The 22,016-nt window shown below is 54.4% G+C and carries 20 protein-coding genes and 1 pseudogene; 15 read left to right on the top strand and 6 right to left on the bottom strand.

Translation table 11 applies throughout. The features are described 5' to 3' along the window. Window positions 1-78 precede the first annotated feature (78 nt). Window positions 79-843, bottom strand: coding sequence for a capsid size-determining scaffold Sid (gene sid / locus DDA898_RS04270; RefSeq protein ID WP_038910323.1), 765 nt, complete (start codon window positions 841-843; stop codon window positions 79-81). Between the two features lie 543 nt (window positions 844-1,386). Here sid and DDA898_RS04265 point away from each other — a divergent pair. The 6 genes and pseudogenes from DDA898_RS04265 (at window position 1,387) to DDA898_RS22020 (ending at window position 5,616) form a co-directional block, all read left to right on the top strand. Continuing rightward, window positions 1,387-1,647, top strand: a complete 261-nt coding sequence (locus DDA898_RS04265; RefSeq protein ID WP_038910322.1) for a helix-turn-helix transcriptional regulator — start codon at window positions 1,387-1,389, stop codon at window positions 1,645-1,647. A gap of 49 nt (window positions 1,648-1,696) precedes the next feature. Next, window positions 1,697-1,996, top strand: a pseudogene (locus tag DDA898_RS23570) (ash family protein); the annotation flags it as partial. 47 nt (window positions 1,997-2,043) lie between these two features. Beyond that, window positions 2,044-2,241 carry a host cell division inhibitor Icd-like protein gene (locus tag DDA898_RS23565; RefSeq protein WP_038910320.1) on the top strand — a complete coding sequence of 66 codons (198 nt, stop codon included), beginning with the start codon at window positions 2,044-2,046 and terminating at the stop codon, window positions 2,239-2,241. Next, window positions 2,234-2,446, top strand: a complete 213-nt coding sequence (locus DDA898_RS23560) for a hypothetical protein (protein WP_038910319.1) — start codon at window positions 2,234-2,236, stop codon at window positions 2,444-2,446. The genes DDA898_RS23565 and DDA898_RS23560 overlap by 8 nt, the downstream gene beginning before the upstream one ends. 10 nt (window positions 2,447-2,456) lie before the next feature. Next, entirely contained in the window at window positions 2,457-4,781 is a 2,325-nt protein-coding gene (locus DDA898_RS04250) for a primase-helicase zinc-binding domain-containing protein (protein ID WP_038910317.1), read from the top strand. A gap of 241 nt (window positions 4,782-5,022) precedes the next feature. After that, entirely contained in the window at window positions 5,023-5,616 is a 594-nt protein-coding gene (locus DDA898_RS22020) for a hypothetical protein (protein WP_071604498.1), read from the top strand. Between the two features lie 238 nt (window positions 5,617-5,854). On the opposite strand, the gene DDA898_RS04240 is transcribed toward DDA898_RS22020, so the two are convergent. The 4 genes from DDA898_RS04240 to DDA898_RS04225 all read right to left on the bottom strand — a co-directional run bounded on the left by DDA898_RS04240 (window position 5,855) and on the right by DDA898_RS04225 (window position 10,857). Then, the gene (locus DDA898_RS04240; protein ID WP_038910315.1) at window positions 5,855-6,772 is read right to left on the bottom strand and encodes a nucleotidyl transferase AbiEii/AbiGii toxin family protein; all 918 of its coding nucleotides are present in this window, start codon (window positions 6,770-6,772) and stop codon (window positions 5,855-5,857) included. After that, complete coding sequence (abiEi, locus tag DDA898_RS04235; RefSeq protein ID WP_038910313.1) at window positions 6,756-7,301, bottom strand: type IV toxin-antitoxin system AbiEi family antitoxin; 546 nt, start codon at window positions 7,299-7,301, stop codon at window positions 6,756-6,758. The genes DDA898_RS04240 and abiEi overlap by 17 nt, the downstream gene beginning before the upstream one ends. A 635-nt stretch (window positions 7,302-7,936) precedes the next feature. After that, window positions 7,937-9,346, bottom strand: a complete 1,410-nt coding sequence (locus DDA898_RS04230; RefSeq protein ID WP_038910312.1) for an MATE family efflux transporter — start codon at window positions 9,344-9,346, stop codon at window positions 7,937-7,939. Between the two features lie 32 nt (window positions 9,347-9,378). After that, window positions 9,379-10,857: an efflux transporter outer membrane subunit gene (locus DDA898_RS04225; protein WP_038910310.1), complete on the bottom strand. Its 1,479-nt coding sequence runs from the start codon at window positions 10,855-10,857 to the stop codon at window positions 9,379-9,381. A gap of 125 nt (window positions 10,858-10,982) precedes the next feature. On the opposite strand from DDA898_RS04225, the gene DDA898_RS04220 reads away from it, so the two are divergent. The 6 genes from DDA898_RS04220 to DDA898_RS04195 all read left to right on the top strand — a co-directional run bounded on the left by DDA898_RS04220 (window position 10,983) and on the right by DDA898_RS04195 (window position 18,969). Then, window positions 10,983-11,600, top strand: a complete 618-nt coding sequence (locus DDA898_RS04220) for a TetR/AcrR family transcriptional regulator (RefSeq protein WP_013316478.1) — start codon at window positions 10,983-10,985, stop codon at window positions 11,598-11,600. Window positions 11,601-11,693: 93 nt separating this feature from the next. Then, a complete protein-coding gene (locus tag DDA898_RS04215; protein ID WP_038910309.1) occupies window positions 11,694-12,809 on the top strand; it encodes an efflux RND transporter periplasmic adaptor subunit in 1,116 nt (371 codons plus the stop codon). Beyond that, window positions 12,806-15,871 carry an efflux RND transporter permease subunit gene (locus DDA898_RS04210; RefSeq protein ID WP_038910308.1) on the top strand — a complete coding sequence of 1,022 codons (3,066 nt, stop codon included), beginning with the start codon at window positions 12,806-12,808 and terminating at the stop codon, window positions 15,869-15,871. The genes DDA898_RS04215 and DDA898_RS04210 overlap by 4 nt, the downstream gene beginning before the upstream one ends. Window positions 15,872-15,914: 43 nt before the next feature. Then, window positions 15,915-16,721 carry an oxidoreductase gene (locus DDA898_RS04205; RefSeq protein ID WP_038910307.1) on the top strand — a complete coding sequence of 269 codons (807 nt, stop codon included), beginning with the start codon at window positions 15,915-15,917 and terminating at the stop codon, window positions 16,719-16,721. Window positions 16,722-16,766: 45 nt separating this feature from the next. Next, window positions 16,767-18,053 carry a beta-ketoacyl-ACP synthase II gene (gene fabF / locus DDA898_RS04200; RefSeq protein WP_038910306.1) on the top strand — a complete coding sequence of 429 codons (1,287 nt, stop codon included), beginning with the start codon at window positions 16,767-16,769 and terminating at the stop codon, window positions 18,051-18,053. Between the two features lie 100 nt (window positions 18,054-18,153). Beyond that, complete coding sequence (locus DDA898_RS04195; RefSeq protein WP_038910304.1) at window positions 18,154-18,969, top strand: SDR family NAD(P)-dependent oxidoreductase; 816 nt, start codon at window positions 18,154-18,156, stop codon at window positions 18,967-18,969. 206 nt (window positions 18,970-19,175) lie between these two features. Here the strand turns inward: DDA898_RS04195 and DDA898_RS04190 are convergent, their stop codons facing one another. Beyond that, entirely contained in the window at window positions 19,176-19,550 is a 375-nt protein-coding gene (locus tag DDA898_RS04190; protein ID WP_038910303.1) for a winged helix-turn-helix transcriptional regulator, read from the bottom strand. A gap of 92 nt (window positions 19,551-19,642) precedes the next feature. Between DDA898_RS04190 and DDA898_RS04185 the strand changes: the two genes are divergently transcribed. From DDA898_RS04185 to DDA898_RS04175, 3 genes are all read left to right on the top strand, one after another. Continuing rightward, window positions 19,643-20,050 carry a DoxX family protein gene (locus tag DDA898_RS04185; protein ID WP_038910302.1) on the top strand — a complete coding sequence of 136 codons (408 nt, stop codon included), beginning with the start codon at window positions 19,643-19,645 and terminating at the stop codon, window positions 20,048-20,050. 56 nt (window positions 20,051-20,106) lie between these two features. Then, window positions 20,107-20,742 carry an NAD(P)-dependent oxidoreductase gene (locus tag DDA898_RS04180; protein WP_038910301.1) on the top strand — a complete coding sequence of 212 codons (636 nt, stop codon included), beginning with the start codon at window positions 20,107-20,109 and terminating at the stop codon, window positions 20,740-20,742. Between the two features lie 490 nt (window positions 20,743-21,232). Then, window positions 21,233-22,015, top strand: coding sequence for a transporter substrate-binding domain-containing protein (locus tag DDA898_RS04175; RefSeq protein ID WP_038912427.1), 783 nt, complete (start codon window positions 21,233-21,235; stop codon window positions 22,013-22,015). Window position 22,016 lies beyond the last annotated feature (1 nt).

Here is a 22,016-nt window from a genome sequence, read left to right as displayed (position 1 = left end):
ACCTCAAAAAAAAGCCCGCGCGATGGCGGGCGATATGCTGATATTAAAATTAATGAAATGATAATTCGGCTAATTAATTCAATCCACCATATTGCGCCCGCGCGTTGTTAACGCAGCCTCTTTTTCTTTTAAGTCGCGGAAAAAATTCATTCGGCCGATCGGATTTGCCACGGGGGGAAAATCTGCATGTGGCAACGAAGGTGAATCAAGCCCCAGCACGGACAAGACTGGCTCGTTGTCCATTTCAAAGCGATAGTTATTCGACTTGGCTATCAGGCAGTTGACCACCTGTTCCATGACCACCTTATCGGGTTTTTGATAGGAAAGTCCTTCGGTAAATTCAGACGTGGTGATACTCAGCATGTGCCGCTTTAACGTGATAGCCCGAATCAGCGCTGTACTAATACGGTCTAACGCCTGGCTTAATTCCCACTCGGCGTAATCACGCAGCGCGCTGGCATGTGCATGACAGCACGCTTTGGCCGATGCATGGCACGTTGCCTGCTGCCGGAGCTGGTCGATTTCCAACTGCGCCAGCAACCCATCATACTCGTGCGCCAGTTCACGCTGTGCCAGACGCTTTAACTGCTGGGCCTTCAGTTCCTCCGTCATTTCCCCACGCGCTTTAAGAAAACGGGTGCGCCATTCGGTATCAGAAAGCTGATTTTCTGCTTTGGTAGCGGCCTGCTGCGCGTTGGCTCGCATCATCGCCGTCGTGATGTTATCCAGTTCACTGGCGTTAGCGAGGTGTGCTTCTCGCTTCTTCAGGTAAGTGTCAGTCATTTTTTTCAGAACATCCGGGATATCAACCGGATTATTGCTTTGTGGCGTTGTCTGGCTCATGGTCGTTCTCTGTATGGGTTATCATCTGGCTGCTATGGTGCAATTCACCACACAACGCCGCTATCTGGGCCGATTGTGCCCATTCCCACACAAGACCGGGTTTATGACAGGTTGCCTCCCTCTATCAACCGCCACACTTTTATAAAACTGTTAACCACTCTTCACCTGATAGAAAAATCAGATAAATCAACAGACAAAGGGATGAAGAGTGGATATAACACTCATCACCCGGTGTTCACACTGTTCACCTGAATTGTTGGCGCTTTTTTCTGGCGAGCGGTTTTCAGATGTTTTTTACTATCAATTCAGGCCATATAAATAGCCACCAATAATTTGATTTTTATCGAATAAGGAATATTGGCAAACATTGGGCAATATTCAGTAATCATCGGAATTGGTGGCAATCTCCGACTGTTTTTTGTTCACCTTTTCCTGTTTTTCCCTTTGTTGCCACCCCTGAAAATATTCACATAATAGCGAGCTACCAGAGAAATCCAGCGCCATCCGGCCAGAGCCGGACGGACATTAACGAGGTAGCGCCCTATGTTGTCAACCACACCCCAAGCTCCCCTTCCCACTGTGCCTCCTATGCCACAGGTTCCGGCCAGAGAGCGCTTAATGCGCCTGCCGGAAGTGTTGCACGTTACCGGTATTTCCCGCTCGACACTGTACGAACTGAGCAGCCGCAACGCCTTTCCCGCCCGTGTTCCGCTGGGTGGGAAGAATGTCGCATGGGTTGAGTCCGAAATTCATCACTGGGTGGCTGAACGTATCGCCGCCCGCAGACAGGAGGAGCATGCATGATCATTTTAATCCCGCACTGGCGACGTGCTGACCAACTGCCGAGGCTGTTATGAGTACGCAATTTATCCCTTTCCCCGGCTTGCCTGCCGGGGCTTCTTGGCGTTATAGTTCCATCGCTGTCGCAAAATCGACAGCCGGGATTGGCGTCCCGATTAACTTCAAGGCGACTCAGACGCGCCATGCGTCTTTTTTTTACGTCGCAGCCTTAGCACACTTGCATAACGTGCGGCACACTTTATGCCGTCACTGCATCCAAATTATGGTGGCTCAGGCGGGGGCTTCTTCGGAAGCGCCGGTTTCCTTGAAGTCCGGTTACGCCAACCCCGTCTGGGCTACCACCCCTGAAATTGGCGTTTCTGGTGGTAGCGGTAACCGTTACTTCAAGGAGGCTGCCACATGGCTGCCACCCCAATCCCGTCACACCCGCTATTTACCTTTCTGTTTCTGGCCGTGCGCCGCGCGGAATTACGCGCCTTACCGCACCGTGAAGCCGTTATCGCCCCGGATGAAATCAGCGCCCGCCGTTTGCTGGCACGTGACTACGTGTTGTCGTTTGCTGGCCGCCTGCCGCTGCGGGGTGCCCGCCATGTTTGATGCCACGCCCCTGACCGCAGAAGAAATTACCGACCAGTGCCGCGCCCTGACCTATGCCGTGATTGAGCTGGATAACCCGATGGCAAAAGAAGTGCTGTTGTTTGTGCTGGCCGAACGCTTAGAAGTGCTCTCGGTCACGCTGGATAGGCCCGACGCTATCGACGACCAGAACGACCCCGACCAGAACGACTCCACACTGCACTGAAGGGCAACACATGGCACAACCTACCGTGACACAGGCCGTGAAACGCGCCAGCAGCCACTGGCCGCAACTCCTCCCCCTGCTGGGGATTTCTATTGACGCAGCCGGGCGGCATAGCGCCTGCCCGATATGCGGTGGCAAAGACCGTTTCCGCTTCGATAACAAAGAGGAGCGCGGCACATGGTTCTGTAACCAGTGTGGCGCGGGTGACGGACTGAATCTGGTTGAGAAAGCCCTGAACCTGACGACAACCGACGCCGCCCTGAAAGTGGGCGCGTTGCTGGGGGCGCTGCCGGATAGCCCGGCAGCATCAACTTCCGACGATGATGATAACGACGCCGCCCGACAACGGGCGGCAGTTCAGGCACAGGCCAAAATCAAAGAAACGGTTACACAGTCCGGCAATGCCTACCTGAGCGCCAAAGGCTGGCCGGACGTGGACGTACTCACCCTACAGGGCAAACCGCTGCGCGTGGGCGGCATCGTCTATCAGCCCGGTGATGTACTGGTGCCGCTGACCACGCACGATGGCGAGGTGGTAAACATCCAGTTAATTAATGCACAGGGCGACAAACGCACGCTGAAAGGCGGGCAGGTTAAAGGCACGTTTTACTGCTTCAGTGGCAAACAGACCACCGTTATCTGGCTGGCTGAAGGCTATGCCACCGGGTTAACACTGCATCGGCTAACCGGTGATACTGTGTATGTCGCACTCAGCGCTAACAACCTGCTATCCCTTGCCCGTGAACTGAAAACACGCCACCCGGCGGCGACCTTGCTGATCGCCGCTGACCGGGACGAGAACGGCACCGGCCAGTCCAAAGCCGGTCAGGCCGCTTCTGCTGTACATGGCCGTGTCGCTCTGCCGCCGGTATTTGGTGACTGGAACGATGTGTACCGCCGTGAAGGCGCAGACGTCACACGGCACTACCTGACTGAGTTTATCCAGCCGGAAAAGGCCAGCCCGTTTGAGTCGCTGGGCGAGGCCGAATTCAAGGCCATGGGCGCCAGTGAGAAAGCGGAGAAGATATGCGACCATTACCGCGACACGCTGGCTATTGATGCTTTTGGGGAAACCTTCTTCCAGTATCAAAACGGTGCATGGAAAGCCTTACCCTACCGCTTGTTAAGCCGGGATATCGCCGCGCTGTTTCAGAAGATACAGGCTCCCTTTACCGCATCCAGCATTGGCAGCGTGTTAGACACCCTGAAACTGATTATCCCCATGCAGGCCAAGCCGCAGCGCCGGTTAATCGGCTTTCGTAACGGCGTGTTTGATACCGTCAGCGGGGAGTTTAAGCCACACCGCAGGGAGCACGGGTTGCATACCGTTAATGACGTGGACTACACGCCGTTTAAGGAAGGAGAAAACCTTGCCGACAATGCCCCGCACTTCTGGCGCTGGCTGACCCGTGCGGCAGGGCACAACGAAGATAAACAGGCACGTATTATGGCCGCGCTGTTTATGGTGCTGGCAAACTGCTACGACTGGCAACTGTTCCTTGAAGTGACCGGCCCCGGCGGCAGCGGGAAAAGTATTCTGGCCGAGATTGCCACTATGCTGGCCGGCGAGGACAACACCACGGCGGCGACCATCAACACCATTGAATCTTCCCGTGAACGCGCGTCGCTTATTGGTTTTTCATTCATCGTACTGCCTGATCAGGAGAAATGGAGCGGTGATGGTGCCGGTATCAAAGCCATTACCGGCGGCGATGCGGTGATGGTGGACCCGAAATACCGTGATGCCTATTCCACCCGCATTCCGGCAGTGATTCTGGCCGTCAACAACACCCCGATGCGCTTTAGCGACCGCAGCGGCGGCGTGTCTCGCCGCCGGGTGATTATTCACTTCAGCGAGCCCATTCCGGCAAGCGAACGCGACCCCAAGCTGAAAGAGAAAATCCGGGCGGAACTGGCCGTGATGGTGCGTCACCTGATGAAACGCTTTGCCGACCCCAACGATGCACGGACATTGCTACAGGCACAACAACATTCCGCCGAAGCGCTGGAAATCAAACGTCAGGCCGATCCATTGGTTGATTTTTGTGGCTACCTACGGGCACACAGTAGCTCCACCGGGCTGTATATGGGAAACGCCAACATCACGCCCCGTAATCCCCGTAAATACCTGTACCACGCCTATCTGTCATTTATGGAGTCGCACGGCCATCAAAAGCCCATAAGCCTGACGGCTTTTGGCAAAGTGCTACCTAACATCATGTCGGAATATGGGCTGACCTACCTCAAGGGCAGAACCAAACAAGGCGTACAAACCAACCTTGAACTGAAAGACGAATCAGACGCCGACTGGCTGCCTAAATGTGACAGGGCTTGATCCCGCATAGACAGCGGCACAGCCGGCTCCGGCCGGTTTTGCCGTGAATACTTTTTCACCAAAAAACTTAGAATATAATTAATCTCAAGATTATAAGGAAAAGTTATATCATGATTGATATATTAGCTGAATATTAAATAATAATAAAATAATCACCAATCACCCACCCTTAACAAATCATTGTCCAAATGATTAACCAGTGATATTTTCCCTCATAACAATGACAATACGGAGAAATACTATGCCATCACTAGGTGTTGCTGAGTTTTCATCAATTGCTGTTAATACCTCACCTCAAACAAAGATCAACAAAATAAAATCCATAGCAAATAGACCAGATTATCATCCGGGTAAGGATTTTTATAAGAAAATAAGAGATGCAATAAAAAAATTAATAGTAAAAAAAGGACATATATCAGAGCTCTATGATTTATGCAGAAAAGAAAAAAATTCCTCAAAAAAGATATACTTTGAAAAAATAGTTAACGTATTCAATGAGTGGCAATCAGGAAAAAACATTACCGGATTCCCCGCACCCAAAAGATACTATCACTATGCAAAAACAGATATATCATGCAACCCTGAATTAAACGTAAACCTACAAGGAAAATCAAAATTAGTAAAACTACATTTTAGCAATAGCGAGAAAATGACTCAAGAGAGAGCTAATTTCATTTGCTTTTTAATGGAAAGGGCAATTGGCGATCAGGGTTTTGAATATTCAGTACTTGATCTTACGTCAGGGAAAGAATTTTTCTTTTCGGGAAATAAAGAAAAACAAGAAGTTAGAGTTAATAAAGAAATACAGTTCATTGAAGCCCATTGGGAGGATTGATAACTCACTTAACAGGGACGTTAAAAATTTCTACTATATTATCACCATCCCACTCATTTTATTGTTCTCACTAATAGTCGCAGTCTTTAGCCTCTTAGCTTGTCAGGAGAGAGTGATGAGTCACCGTCACTTTCTGAGTTACTCATCACCCATTAATGCATTGATTATAAATAACAAAACTATCGAGTGAAGAGGGTGAACAGTTTTTCGAAGAATCTTTTTATTTGGGCATGGATGTTCACATGATGAAAGGTGCTTTCCCTCCCTGCCCTTTTAACTCCTGCTGTAACGTGCTCAAGAGTGTTTTTAACTCACCACTCAAATATTGGCTAAATGCCTCACGCCCCAGTGTTCTGTCAAATACCGCTTGTGGCAGGAATCGCCGCATTTCCGCGCTAAAGCGACCATCCCCGACAATCTGCTCAATGCTCTGTATCCGCTGTGCCAATAGATCAGCATAATTTGGGATTTGGTAGTCCTGTATTTTCTTGCGGATCAGGTCGAGATCATAGGTTGCGTTCTGCTGGATTAACCACGGTAAGTCCCAAACGTCACGGTAGCGGATATATTTTGTGGTGGCGACAAGAGAAACCAGTTTGTCGCACATTACTTCATTCAGTGTTTCACACATAACCAATGTATCGGAATAACCATCCGGTAAAACATCATAGTTACGTTTTAATGCCATCGGCGTTCTTGTGTAGGCTGGAATATTGGCGATCTCAATCTTGACTCGCTGCCTTGGCATATCACGTTTTTCCGGTGCCGTGGTAACAGACACTTGCCATTTATCGATACGCACTTCCTCATAACCGGGCTCATGACGTAACTCATGGGGTTCTTTTACGTTTACTTCAAGGCCGTAGCGCCCCCCTAAATACTCTTCAATACAGGTTTTCATGTTCTTCAGGTCTGCACCGGAAAACGCGATCCCCCCGGCAAAATCCAAATCCTCGCTGAACCGATTTCCGCCGTGACACAACCTTAACGAGGTTCCCCCCTGGAAAGTAAGTTGTTCCAGTAAACCCGCACTATCCAGACAGTAAAGAATGTCATAGTGCAAAAGCTCCTTTTCCACCACGTTACGAAGACCTTCAAGCTCGGCCGATTCCATCGCTTTGCTGACCAGCTCGGCAAAGTTAACTTTCTGATTCATGGTATAGCTCCGATTCGTCGATCAGATGGGTGTTACGTCCGACGCGGCGTAAATCCCTCACCGCAGTTTGTTTAGTCGCTTGCCTTAATGGGGAATGACCAAAATAGGTATCCTGCAAAATCTGCTCAGGCGGCCTCTTGGTATGGGTAAATTCGATCACACCGAAAGGCGTTTTATGTTCTTCTGAACGTCCTGTTGTCATTACCGTGATCCGGCCAATCGGGATTTGAGAAATGACACCATACTCAGACAACGCTGATTCAAGGCTGAGATAGTTATACTCGCCACGTCGCAGCGCTAACACGATGCGCTCAAGCGTATAAGCGTCTTTGCTTTTGGCATGGTTATAGACGTACACCCCGCGAATCGCACGGGTCAGAATGCCATCTTTTACCAGTCGATTTAGCCCGGCATTAAACGCTCTGGGGCGATCTTCATGAAAAATTTTGGCTAAATCGCGGGAAGTGAAAACATAGCGCCCTTGCTTATCGAATGCGTTTAAACGTTCAATAGCCGTGATTCTGTCCATTCACAAGTCCACATGAAAACCACATAATTATGTTATTCACGTATACTTGAATAACCTCACTCAGTCAAGTACACACGAAAACCACCAAAAAGTGATATTCGCGTGTACTTATAAAAATGGCGTGGAAGACGGTGATGAAAAGACGTTGCCTGACAAGGCAAGCCGCAGGCAAAACGCCCCATCACTTTTCAACATTGGTATACGTTTAGGTATACACACAAAGTCTGAATTCATATTTATATGATTAATATCATAATATTACGTTGAAAATTCAGATTCCCCCAGCCCGATGAAGCCCTAAAAGCCCGCATGGCGCAAGCCCGCGGGCTTTTTTGTGCCTGTAATTTGTCCCGTGAAGTCTGATGCAAACTAATTAAATCCGAACCTTTTAGGCACCTTGTTAGGTCTGTAAGTATCCCACTAAACCGAACCCTTCATTTTTAGAGATCTTCCGACATACTGATATCGCCCTCCCCTGAGGATCTCGTCATGCACAATACAACCGCGAGCCCCCCATGAATCCCTGAATAACCTGACGCCGGAAGAATACAGATTGATGGCTGAAAACCTGGAAATATCAAAAAACGGGTGTCACTAAACAGTATTCACTCACAATTAGTTGCAGTAACCACCACTCAAGTTATCGTCGGCGCAGCCGCGCGAGTTGTCCGTCCAATGGCTAAACTGGCTGCAACAGTGATGGCACCATAAATAAAAGCACTCAGCGCGACGATCTTGAAAAGCGATGACAAGTCAGCATCAAACTGTACGACAGCCAGCCATCCCGCAAAAGCCGCGATCGCCATGCGTGCGGTTCCTGCTAATACAGGCCAGAGCACGCGTTTCGCTCCCTGACCGGCGAAATAGAGCGCCATGGCGATGCCAATGGCACCATAAAACGGCGCGACGTTTTGCAGGTAGCTGGTCCCTGCCGCCAGAATGGCGTGATCGTCGCTAAACAGCGAAAGCCAAAGGCGCGGGTAAACCGCCACGACAAGCCCGATTAATTCCGTAAACGTAAACGCGACGGCGGCGCCAACCCAGGCAATACGTTGTGCGCGCTGCTTTTTCCCCGCACCGATATTGACGCCGACCATCGTCATGATCGCCGTCCCCAGCCCAAACAGCAGCGGGATTTGCAGATAATCCAGCCGTGAAGCGATGCCATACCCGGCGATGGCATCAGGCCCGAACAGCCCGACAACGGCAGTCACTACGGTAACGGTCAAATTGATCTGCACAGTACCGATGGCCGACAGGAAACCAACGCCAAGCACATCTTTGAATAATCGGGAACTCAGCGGTGCGATTGACAGCCTGATAACACTGTTGGCTGAACGCATATGCCTGACCAGTAATAGCGTGGCAAAGAGATAGTAGATCAGTATCGCTATCCCCGCGCCGGCAACGCCAAACGACTGTATCGGCCCCCATCCCATTATCAGCGCAGGAGACAGCGGCAGCAGGATAGCGCCCCCCAGCAAGGTGATACGCGCGGGGGTTTTCGTGTCGCCCGCACCGCGCAGAGCGGCAGACAACAACGCAACCAGCCAGACTAGCGGCGACCCTGCAAACACAAGATTGGAATAGGCCAACGCGGCAGAAAGCGACGGCCCTTTAACCCCCATTACGCGATACAGCGCCTCACCGCCGATGAGGATAATGGCGGCAAAGGCGGCCCCCAGCACACCAGCAATAATAACGCCATGCCATACCAGCGCCTGTGCATCCTGCCATCGACCTGCGCCGGATGCCCGCGATATCGCCGATGATAATCCCCCGCCGATGCCGCCGTTCGCCATCATCTGCATCAGCATCAAGACGGGAAATACCACCGCCACCCCGGCTAATACATCAGCGCCAAGCGAGCTGACAAAGTAGGTTTCCACTACCCCCACCAGCGCCTGAACCACCAGCACCGCAACCGTCGGCAACGCCAGCCGCAGCATGACCGGCAGGATGGGGCCGACCAGAATATCCGTGGTCAACTGTTTGGCGGTCGGCTCATGGCTTCGATTTGCGTTCGGTAATAATTTAGTCATCATGCGGGCCCAACGCTCAGTGTTATGAATAAAATTTAAACGCCGCTATTGCTGTGCTGACTGGGAGCCGCCGCCGTTTCACCGGGTTGCCAGCCGCCGCCAAGCGCTTTGAACGCCGCGACCGCCGCGCGTGCGGATTCGGCTTGCGCCTGAAGTCGCGCATCAGAAGCCCGCAGCATACTTTCGTCGGCTTGCAGCACCTCTATCAGGCTAAGGGTGCCGTGCTGATAGGCCGCAAACGCGGCATCCCGCGCCCGGCTGAGTGAATCAACCCCTTGCGTCAACACGCGGGCCTGCTCCTCATGGTTAACCAGCGCCGAGAAGGCATTTTCCACATCTTCAGTCGCCTGCAATACCGCCAGCCGATAGGCGGCCAACATCTCAGCCTCCTGGCCTTTGGCCTGGTTGATCTGCGCATTGATGCGGCCAAAATCGAACAGCCGCCAGCGCAAACCGATCACACCGGACGATTGGCTGGCGCCGTTGCTAAACAGGTTGCCGCTGGATACCGTCGTCGCGCTGCCAAGCAGCCCACTCAGGGAAAATTTGGGGTAATACTCGGCAACGGCGATACCAATACGCGCGTTGGATGCGGCTAAGCGACGCTCAGCCACGATCAGGTCCGGCCGGCGTCGAAGCAGCTCGCCCGGCGTGCCGGTCGCGGCGATTTGCGGCGCGGCGGGAATGGCGCTGGTCTCCGCCAGTACTGCCCGGTTCGTGCCCGGCGCCGCCCCCAGCATCACATCCAGTGCGTTCATCGCCGTATCCAGCGCGGTTTGTAAAACCGGCACCGATGCCTGCACCTGCGCCAACGCGCCTTCGGCCTGTCTTACCTGAAGCTCCGCCGCCAACCCTTTGTCATGCAAGCGGTTGATGATTGCGAGCAAATCCTGCTGCGTTTGTACTTGCCGACGGGCGACGTTCAGACGGGCCTGTAGTCCACGAATCGTGATGTAGATGTCGGCGGTTTGTGCGGCTACCGCCAGACGTGTTGCCACCACTCCCGCTTCAGACGCCTGATACTCGGCAAGAGCCGCTTCCCGCCCGCGGCGCAGGCCGCCGAACACATCCAGTTCCCAACTGGCACCGAGATTGGCCTCGTAAGAATTACCGTAGCGGTCGAAACCCGGCGTCGAATTCAGTACTTTCCCCAACGGGGTTTCGACAGACTGGTAGGCACGGCCCGCCTGACCGGAAATGTTGCCGGAAGGCAGCAGTGCGGCATTCGCCGCGCCAAGACCGGCGCGGGCCTGCACCACGCGCGCGGAAGCCTGCGCAAGATCGAGATTCTGCTGCAACGCCTGCGTGATAAATCGGGTTAATTGCGGATCGCCGAACCCCTCCCACCACGTCAGAAGCTCGGCACGGGCGGCGGCATGTCGTTGATTTACAGCCTCCTGACCAAGGTATTTTTCCTGCATTGACACAGCAGGCCGGGTGTAATCAGGGCCGACAGCACAACCGGCTAACAAACCAGCCACGGTAAGGACGATAACGGGAGACTTGGGTAACATATTTTTCCACCATAGACATTGCACCGATTTGTGACCATATTACAAATTGGTCACTCGTTGTCAACGAGAAGGTCAGGGGGTAAACTTCCCCCCTTGTGTATTACGTCAGGGGCAAATTGCAAACTATGAGTAAAGAAAACCCTTATCCCGTGTCGAACCGGGGCCCGGCTGATCATGATGTACGGGATCAGATAGTGAGCGCCGCTACTGAGCACTTCAGACTTTATGGCTATGAAAAAACTACGGTTTCTGACCTCGCCAAAGCCATCGGTTTTTCCAAGGCCTACATTTACAAGTTCTTCTCATCCAAGCAGGTCATTGGCGAGATGATTTGTGCCAACTGCCTGCAAGAGATCGAAGCAGAAATTCGTGCCGCCATTGAGGAAGCCGATCAGCCGCCGGAAAAATTGCGACAAATGTTTAAATCCGCCGTCGAAGCCAGCCTTCGTTTGTTCTTCCATGACAGAAAGCTGTATGAAATTGCCGCTTCCTCCGCCAGCGAGCGCTGGCAGTCGGCGATCGCCTATGAAGAACGCATCCAGACACTGCTGCATGATATTTTGCTGGAAGGCCGACAAAGCGGGGATTTTGAACGAAAAACGCCGCTTGATGAAACGGCGGCGGCGATTTATCTCGTCATGCGTCCTTATCTCAACCCACTGATATTGCAGCACAGTTTCGATTATGCCGAGAAGGCGCCGACACAGCTGTCCAGCCTGATACTGCGTAGCTTATCGCCCTAGTTCGGCAGCGGACATGAAATAGTGACTATTGACTAAATTGGTCACTTGATTGAAGATGGGTCTCCTGATTAATCCGTCAAGGGGACTCTACATATGGCTCGTCGCCGCCTCCTTTCATTTGCAGTCATCTGCGCATTGCCGTTTGCCCTGGCCGCCTGCGGCGAAAAAACATCCTCCGACCCGCGAACGCAGGCGCCACTGGTACGATCCGCAACGATACAGGGCTCAGAAGTTGAGTCACGGACGTTCACCGGAACGATCGCCGCCAGAATAGAGAGTGATTTAGGGTTCCGGGTCTCCGGCAAAGTGCTGGAACGGCTGGTCGATACGGGACAAGCGGTCAAACGTGGTCAGCCGTTGATGCGCCTTGACCCCATCGATCTGGAACTCGCCGCTCGCGCGCAGCAGGAAGCGGTAGTCGCCGCCCGTGCGCGGGCGTTACAAACCGCAGAAGATGAGGCCCGCTACCGCGGCCTGCAAGGAACCGGCGCGATATCGTCATCCGCTTACGACCAGGTGAAAGCCGCGGCAGACGCAGCCAAAGCCCAGCTCAGTGCGGCACAGGCCCAGGCCGACGTGGCCCGGAATGCCAGCCGCTATGCGGTATTAGTCGCCGATGGTGATGGCATCGTCATGGACACGCTGGCCGAACCGGGCCAGGTGGTCAGCGCCGGGCAAACCGTCGTACGTTTGGCTCAGGCCGGACAACGCGAAGCGATTATCCAGCTACCGGAAACACTGCGCCCCGCGCTCGGTTCAACCGGGCTGGCAACACGTTTTGGTCAGGCAGGCACCGGCAGTCCGGCCACCCTGCGACAACTCTCCAACACGGCAGACAAGCTGACGCGCACATTCGAGGCGCGTTATGTACTGCAAGGCGAGCTGGCCAATGCACCGCTGGGAACCACGGTGATGATCCGTATCCCCGACCAGCAATCTGCTACGCAGGGAAGCCTGCAAGTGCCGCTGGCCGCCTTGTTTGACGCCGGCAAAGGGCCGGGCGTGTGGGTGATTCACGGCGAACCGGCAACGGTAACCTGGCGCCCGGTCACCATTCAGAACATGAGCGACGACACTGCACGCGTCACCGGACAGATACAGCAAGGCGAGCAGATCGTCGCGCTCGGCGCACATCTGCTGCGCGAAGGCGAAGCGGTGCGGGTCGCTGACGTTGCCGCCACGACTGCTGCTGCGGGAGGTCGCCCGTGAGTGAAAGCCGTTTCAATCTGTCGGCGCTCGCGGTACACGAACGCGCCATCACATTGTTCCTGATTTTCCTGATCTCCGTCGCCGGTATCCTCGCGTTTTTTCAGCTCGGACGTGCCGAAGATCCGCCGTTTACCATCAAGCAGATGACGATCATCACCGCCTGGCCGGGAGCGACGGCGCAGGAGATGCAGGATCAGGTCGCCGAACCGCTGGAAAAACGCCTGCAGGAGCTGCGTTGGTACGACCGTGCGGAAACTTACACCCGCCCCGGCCTGGCTGTCACCATGCTTTCTCTGCTTGACAGCGCGCCGCCTTCGGAGGTTCAGGAGGAGTTTTATCAGGCCCGTAAGAAGATGGGAGATGAAGCCAAAAAATTGCCTGCCGGCGTCGTCGGCCCCATCATCAACGACGAATATGCCGACGTGACGTTCGCGCTGTTTGCGCTCAAAGCCAAAGGCGAACCGCAGCGCCTGCTGGTGCGGGATGCGGAAGCATTGCGCCAGCAACTGCTGCACGTTCCCGGGGTGAAAAAGGTCAATATCATTGGCGAGCAGCCTGAACGCATTTTCGTTTCGTTCTCCCACGACCGCCTGGCTACGCTTGGCGTCACACCGCAGGATATCTTCGCTGCGCTCAATAACCAGAACGTACTGACCCCGGCCGGCTCCATCGAGACCAAAGGGCCGCAGGTGTTTGTGCGCGTCGACGGCGCGTTCGATAACCTGGAGAAAATCCGCCAGACCCCTGTCGTGGCGCAGGGACGGACGCTGAAGTTATCGGATGTGGCAACCGTCGAGCGCGGTTATGAAGACCCCTCGACCTTCATGGTCCGCAGCAACGGTGAACCGACGCTGTTGCTGGGCGTCGTGATGCGTGACGACTGGAACGGGCTTAAGCTCGGCCAGGCGCTTGAAGCGGAAGTCACCAATATCAACGCAGGGCTTCCCCTGGGCATGACCTTGAGCAAAGTGACCGACCAAGCCGTCAACATCAGTTCGGCGGTCGACGAGTTCATGGTCAAATTCTTCGTCGCCTTGCTGGTCGTGATGGTGGTGTGTTTTCTCAGCATGGGCTGGCGCGTCGGTATCGTGGTCGCCGCGGCGGTTCCGCTGACGCTGGCGGCCGTGTTCGTCATCATGGCCGCCACCGGCAAGAATTTCGACCGCATCACGCTGGGCTCGCTGATTCTGGCGCTGGGCTTGCTGGTGGATGACGCCATCATCGCCATCGAAATGATGGTGGTGAAAATGGAAGAAGGCTATAGCCGCATCAAAGCGTCGGCCTATGCCTGGAGCCACACGGCAGCCCCGATGCTTTCCGGTACGCTGGTGACGGCCATCGGTTTCATGCCGAACGGGTTCGCCCGCTCCACCGCCGGTGAATACACCAGCAATATGTTCTGGATCGTCGGCATCGCGCTGATCGCTTCCTGGGTGGTGGCGGTGGCGTTCACCCCTTATCTGGGGGTGAAAATGCTGCCGGATATCAAGAAGGTTGAGGGCGGACACGACGCCATCTACAACACCCGTAACTACAACCGTTTTCGGCAGGTGCTGGGCCTCGTCATTGCCCGCAAATGGATCGTCGCCGGTGCGGTCATCACGCTGTTCGTGGTATCGGTGCTCGGCATGGGGGCAGTCAAGAAGCAGTTCTTCCCGACGTCCGACCGGCCAGAAGTGCTTGTTGAAGTGCAGATGCCGTATGGCACCTCGATTGAACAAACCAGCACCGCAACCGCGAAAGTCGAAGCCTGGCTGGCGCAGCAGAAAGAAGCGCAGATCGTGACGTCCTACATCGGCCAGGGTGCGCCGCGTTTCTTCCTGGCAATGTCGCCTGAATTGCCCGACCCATCGTTCGCCAAAATCGTGGTGCTGGCCGGTAACGACAAAGAGCGCGAAACCCTCAAGTTCAGGTTGCGCGAGGCGATAGCCGGCGGCTTAGCGCCGGAGGCGCAGGTACGTGTCACTCAGATCGTGTTTGGCCCGCCGTCACCGTTCCCCGTTGCCTACCGCGTCATGGGGCCGGATCCGGACAAGCTGCGCGCCATCGCCGATGAAGTCGGGACAGTGATGCGCGCCAGCCCGATGATGCGCACCGTCAATACGGATTGGGGACCGCGTGTTCCAACCTTGCACTTCACGCTCAACCAGGACCGTCTCCAGGCGGTAGGGCTGACCACCAACTCGGTGTCCCTGCAACTGCAGTTCCTGCTGAGCGGAGTACCGATTACGGAAGTACGCGAAGATATTCGTTCGGTGCAGGTTGTCGGCCGTGCGGCGGGTGATATCCGCCTTGATCCCGCCAGGATCGCCGACTTTACACTGGTCGGTTCCGCCGGGCAGCGCATCCCGCTGTCTCAGGTGGGGTCGGTCGATGTACGCATGGAAGACCCGATCCTGCGACGTCGTGACCGCACGCCGACCATTACGGTTCGCGGCGACATCGGCGAAGGACTGCAACCGCCGGATGTTTCCACCGCCATCATGACGCAGTTGCAACCGATCATCGAGCATCTGCCGGCAGGCTACCGGATCGAACAGGCCGGCTCGATCGAGGAATCCGCCAAGGCGACAAAAGCCATGCTGCCGCTTTTCCCGATCATGATCGCCCTCACGCTGCTCATCATCATTCTGCAGGTGCGCTCGATTGCGGCGATGGTCATGGTGTTCGCCACCAGTCCGCTGGGTTTGATCGGCGTGGTCCCGACTCTGCTGCTGTTCCAGCAACCGTTCGGCATCAACGCGCTGGTTGGCCTGATTGCGTTATCAGGGATCCTGATGCGCAACACGCTGATACTGATTGGGCAGATCCACCACAACGAACAGGAGGGACTGGATCCGTTCCGTGCAGTCGTCGAAGCCACCGTACAGCGAGCCCGACCGGTGCTGCTGACGGCGCTGGCGGCAATTCTGGCGTTCATCCCGCTCACCCATTCGGTGTTCTGGGGAACGCTGGCCTACACACTGATTGGCGGCACGTTGGCCGGGACAATCCTGACGCTGGTGTTCCTGCCGGCCATGTATTCCATCTGGTTCAAGATCAGAGCGGTCCGTCATGCATGATCTGTCTACTGACCATTAATTATCTGATTTGAGAGGACTTACTATGTCAAAACAAAAGGTTGTGGTGGTTACCGGCGTATCGTCAGGCATAGGACGTGCCGTAGCAAAGAAATTTGCCAGTCAGGGCTGTGTGGTCTTCGGCACCGTACGCAACATCAATACGGCGAATGCCTTGCCCGGTGTGGAACTGATCGAAATGGATGTGCGTGACGACGACGCCGTACAGCGCGGCATTCAGTCTATCGTTGGGCGAACTCAACGTATTGATGTGCTTATCAATAACGCGGGAACGGGCTTAGTCGGCGCGGTGGAAGAGACGTCGACGGCGGAAGCGGCCGCCCTGTTCGATACCAACGTGTTCAGTATCTTGCGCACGGTACAGGCGGTGCTGCCGCTCATGCGGGCGCAGGGTAGCGGGCGGATCGTCAATGTCAGTTCGGTGCTCGGTTTCCTCCCGGCGCCGTACATGGGGCTGTATTCAGCCTCCAAGCACGCGGTGGAGGGGTTAACGGAAAGTCTGGATCACGAAGTACGCCAGTTTGGTATCCGCGTCACGCTGGTGGAACCGTCTTTCACCCGAACCAATCTGGATATCAATGCGCCGCAGACCAGCGCCAAACTCGACAGCTACGATCGCGAGCGGGGACTGGCATCACACGCCATCGTCAACAGCGTCAAAAATGCTCCCGATCCTGAAGGGGTGGCCGCCACGATTGTCGATGCCGCGCTGGGACCGTGGCAGATGCGTCGTACACCGTCGGGGCAAGCCTCTCTGCTACGTAAATTGCGCCGCTTTATGCCTGCCGGACCGGTCGATTCCAGTTTACGCAAAACCTTCGGGCTCAATTGAACATCTGTTTATCAATAATATCAGTCTGTTAGAGGTAAATACGCCATGAGTACGGGAAACACTATACGTATTGTCGTGACAGGAACCGGTATCGTCGGGCCGTTGGGGTGTGGTAGCGAAACTGTATGGTCCCGCCTGCTGGCCGGACAATCAGGTATTCGAACGTTACCTGTCGAGATTACCGAGGGTACAGGCACGTTGATCGGTGGGCAGGTGCCGGATCGCAATGACGATCCGCTGGCGGGTTATGACGCCGGGGACGTTATTGCGCCCAAAGAACGCAAGAAAATGGATCGCTTCATTGAGTTTGCGTTAATGGCTGCCAAAGAAGCGCTCTCTCAGGCGGGATGGAACCCAGCCGAAGAATCTCAACGCCAGCGAACGGCCACGATCATTGCCTCTGGTATCGGTGGTTTTGGCGCCATCGCCGAGGCGGTGCGTACCACCGATGAGCGCGGGCCGCGTCGGTTGTCGCCATTTAGCGCACCGTCCTTTCTCGCCAACATGGCGGCGGGCCATGTTTCTATCGCACATGGCTTCAAAGGGCCGATTGGTGCGCCGGTCACCGCCTGCGCCGCAGGTGTGCAGGCTATCGGCGATGCGGCACGGCTGATACGCAGTGGCGAAGCGGACATCGCCTTATGCGGCGGCACCGAGGCGGCGCTACATCGCGTCTCACTCGGATGCTTTGCAGCGGCTCGGGCGCTGTCAACCGCATTCAACGATCGCCCTCAGGAAGCTTCTCGCCCCTTTGACAGGGATCGGGATGGTTTTGTGATGGCCGAAGGCGCCGGGCTGCTGGTCATCGAGTCCCTCGACCATGCACTGGCGCGCGGCGCTCGCCCGCTGGCGGAGCTGGTCGGCTACGGTACCAGTGCCGATGCCCACCACCTGACGGCTGGTCCGGAAGATGGCAACGGCGCTCAGTACGCGATGCAGCAAGCACTACGACAAGCCGGCATCGCCCCCGGCGAGGTTCAGCACATCAACGCACATGCTACCTCCACTCCGGTCGGCGATCGGGGAGAGCTGAGCGCGATTCGGGCTGTGTTCGGAACCGACTCCAACGTCGCGATCACATCAACCAAATCCAGTACCGGTCATTTACTGGGAGCGGCCGGCGGCATCGAGGCCATTTTCACGGTTCTGGCGCTGCGCGATCAAATTGCTCCCCCGACCCTCAACCTTACTCATCCCGATGAGTTAGCCAGCAACCTTAACCTGGTGGCGACATCCGCGCGGGCAATGCCGATGCAGTATGCCTTGTCGAATGGATTTGGGTTCGGCGGAGTGAACGCCAGCGTGCTGTTTCGCCGTTGGGACGCGGAGTAAGAGGATCGCCTGGGCAGGCATTCATCAGGCGGAGCGCTGACACAACGTGCTCCGCCAGGCGTTATCAAGTCATCACCAGGTCAACATCAAGGGGATTTCTATGAGTAAAATTTGGTTTATCACCGGCGCCTCTCGCGGTTTCGGCCGTCGTTTTGTTGAGGCGGCACTGCAGCGTGGCGATAAAGTTGCCGCCACCGCGCGCACTACCGATTCATTGGCCGATCTGGTTGCGGCTCATGGCAGCGCGATTTTACCGTTATCGCTGAATGTGACCGATAAGTCGGCCGTAACCGACGCCGTCAGTCAGGCGCACGCGCACTTCGGGCGGCTGGATGTCGTCGTCAACAATGCCGGTTATGGCGTTTTCGGCATGATTGAAGAGATGAGTGAACAAGAGGTACGCACCCAATTCGAGACCAACGTGCTGGGTACGCTGTGGGTAACGCAGGCAGCGTTGCCCTACCTGCGCGCTCAGGGCAGCGGCCATATCATCATGTTATCCAGCCTGCTCGGCCTCGCCTCCTTCCCGACAACCGGCATCTACAGCGCGTCTAAAGCGTCTGTCGAAGCCTTTGCCGACGCGTTATCCCAGGAGGTCGCCGCCTTCGGCATTAAAGTGACGATTGTCGAACCCGGCCCGTTCAGCACCGACTTTTCCGCTTCTGCGGTGTATGCCTCACCGCTGGAATCTTACAGCGGGGTGCATGATGCGTTTAACGCCAGTTTCTCCGCTATGCCGATCGCCGATCCCGATATCGTCGGCCCGGCGCTGCTGAAAGTGGTCGATGCCGACGACCCGCCGCTGCGGATCTTCTTTGGTCCGCTTGCCAGCCAGGTTATCCCGTATGTCTATGCCGAGCGGCTCAAGACCTGGGAAGCGTGGGGAGATGTGGGCGTCGGAACCCAACACCGCTAATCCTCGCCTTGTTGGCTTGAGCGTGAAACAACATTTCACGCTCAGGCCCTGTACCATTTGCCTAAGCCATTGTAATGAAAAGCATGAGCAATACACTGGCTTAACCAACCCGTCTTCTGTATCTGTTGCAGGCCCATCCTCCGACACGCAGCTATCTACGCTGGCAGGCTCATGGGGGAAGGTCGCCTCTGCTCTTACCCCCGGTTCTATTTAGCCTTGCGCCCGCGCGCGGTCGGCCGCTTCGGTATCGTGCCGCCATACACCTGCCACCACGCCGTCAACGCCTCCATCGTTGGCCCCAGTCCGCGAGCCTTCTGGGTGATTTCATATTCGACGCGCGGCGGTACTTCTGCGAAGACTGTGCGTGATACCAACCCATCCGCTTCCAGTTCACGAAGCTGAGCCGTCAGCATGTGCTGCGTAATACCGGGAATGGCTTTGCGCAATTCACCAAAACGGTAGATTCGCTGACTGAGCAACCACATGATCTCCAGCTTCCATTTACCCGAGAGCAACGCGAATGCCCGACGCATTTCTTCGTGCATATTGATCTCATCATCTTCATTAGTATGGTTTTCCATACTTATCACCATTTTTTCATCCTACTTGCGAATTATCATCTTAGACGACATTCTTGCCACTGTCGCATCCCAAACATGAATGTGAGAACCTTATGGCCGCTACCTATACCTATTGGATCAGTACCGTTCTACTCTCTCTGCTCTATTTCACTTCAGCCGCGCTATATGTCACGAAGAGCGCCGATGTTCGAAAGATACAGGCAGAGCTGGGCTACTCCGCTTCCAACCTCGTTCCCTTCATGATCGTGGTAAAAGTACTGGGCCCGATTGCAATTCTGTCACGCTTCAATGTGGCACTCGGCGATCTTGCGTATGCCGGCATCTTGTATCACCTGATTTTATCCGGACTCGCACACCTTGGTGTTCACAAATCCAAAGGCGCTATTCCGGCAGCCGTAGGGCTCATCCTTCTGGCAGCCTCTTTCGCGACACAAAACGTTGCTCGGGAACCTTCATCGCCCTACGCACCTGTTGCAATAGCAATCCAGGCACTTCGTTAACTAAAAGACCCGGCCGTTCCACCGGCAACATACCTTCCATTTCCCCGAGGTTTAACATGAAAATAACCCTTTTCGGTGCAACCGGAAAAACCGGCAGCTATCTGATTGATGAAGGATTAACGCGCGGCATGGATATGACGGTCTTTGCCCGACCGAACAGCCCATTTGAAAACGCCAACGTACGAGTCATACACGGAGAACTCACCGACAGAGAGCGTCTAAGAGAGGCTATTTCGGGTGCTGACGCGGTGTTGTCGGCACTCGGCCCGACTTCACTAAAACACCCCAAAAACTTGCCGATTACCGCCGCCATGAGCGCCATCACTGCGGTAATAAAGCAGGAAGGCGTAAAGCGCCTGATTGCCGTATCAACCGGTACAGCCCCAGATCCTGAAGACAGATTTGATCTAAAAATCAGGTTCCCGGCATTACTTATCCGGTTTGCGATGCCCGGCTCCTTTCAGGACATTATCGGATTGGCAAACACGATACGCGCTTCAGAGCTGGACTGGACGATGGTCCGTGTGCCATTCCTGAAAAACACGCCCGCGTCAAACCGCCTGAATGTCGGGCTGTATGGACGCACAACACATTCGCAGACGGTCTCTCGTCAGGACGTTGCCCTATTTATGTTCGATCAAATCTCGAACCCCGAATTTGTTAATCAGGCACCCGGCATCAGCTCACGATAGCCTGATCGGGTATACCTGAGTGATATCAAGATGATTCAGATTACGTTGATCGTGACGACAGCATCATTCCGCCACGAGGATTAGCTCGTGGCGTGCCGTCATCTGCTCTCTATGGATTGCGCGTCCAACAACACACCCGCCCAGTGATTCACAATGCAAAAGCAGTCCTTTCGTCTTACCGCACATAGATATTCATAACTCTTACACTCTGCAAATAAAATAATAACATTTTGTTATTATTTCACGATAACTTAACGTCCGTTTTCCGGATGTGGGGCTGAGTGATAATGCAATGTCTGGCGTATTGCCTGTCTTCACTAACAACCGCGATAGACGCGGTGCTGCATACGCTCCGGAAATATGGCCTTGTTATGTCCAAATTAAGAGGGCAAGCCAACGCAGTATCAGCTCATTTCCTTCTACGGGTAATGATATGGATACCGAAATATTTACATTCATTTTTATACGGTTAAAAGAGGTTTTATTGCATATGTTCAGAAAATTATCTCTCCTGAAACTCATTGTTATTTTTACTATTTCACCGTTTGCATTTGCCAAGCAGGACGTCATTCGCATTGGCGTCGATTTGACTTTTCCTCCCTTTCAAGAAAGAGATAAATATGGCAACCCAGCGGGGTTTGATATCGATATAACCGACGCCATCTGTAAATCAGTAAATGCAAAATGTGACTATATCGTAAACACATTCGATGCTCAGATCCCGGCCCTTCTCGCCAAAAAAATAGACGTTATTTCACCACTTGGCGTGACAAAAAAGAGAAAGGAATCGATAGATTTCAGCGACTATCTTTTTCATATACCAACCCGATTTGTCGCCAGGAAAGAGGCTAACCTTCTTCCTCAGGTCGACATGCTGCGAGGGAAAAATATAGCGGTACAACAAGGAACCATTCAGGAGGCCTACGCCAACAAACACTGGCTGCCGGAAGGGGTTAACGTTATAACCTACCCTGATCAGGAAGCCATTTACGAAGATTTATATGCCGGGAGGGTTGACGGTGCGCTGAGCCCATCGGTTGCTCTGACATTCGGATTCCTGCAAACCCCGGAAGGTAAGGATTTTGAGTTAAAAGGCCCGGAAATAACCGATGCGGATTTGTTCAGTATCGGTTCAGCATACGGTATACGCAAAGGCGATACGGAAACAAAGCAGATGCTCAATCAGGGCCTGAAAAACATAATGAACAGCGGTGAATTTTCCAGTATCAAGAAACGGTATTTTGGCGATATTGATTTAAGCGTAAAAGAATAGT

The organism is Dickeya dadantii NCPPB 898 (genome assembly GCF_000406145.1).
Classification (GTDB): Bacteria; Pseudomonadota; Gammaproteobacteria; order Enterobacterales; family Enterobacteriaceae; genus Dickeya; species Dickeya dadantii.
Note: the sequence above shows the minus strand (reverse complement) of the source record. Positions and strands in the feature narration are given on the sequence as shown.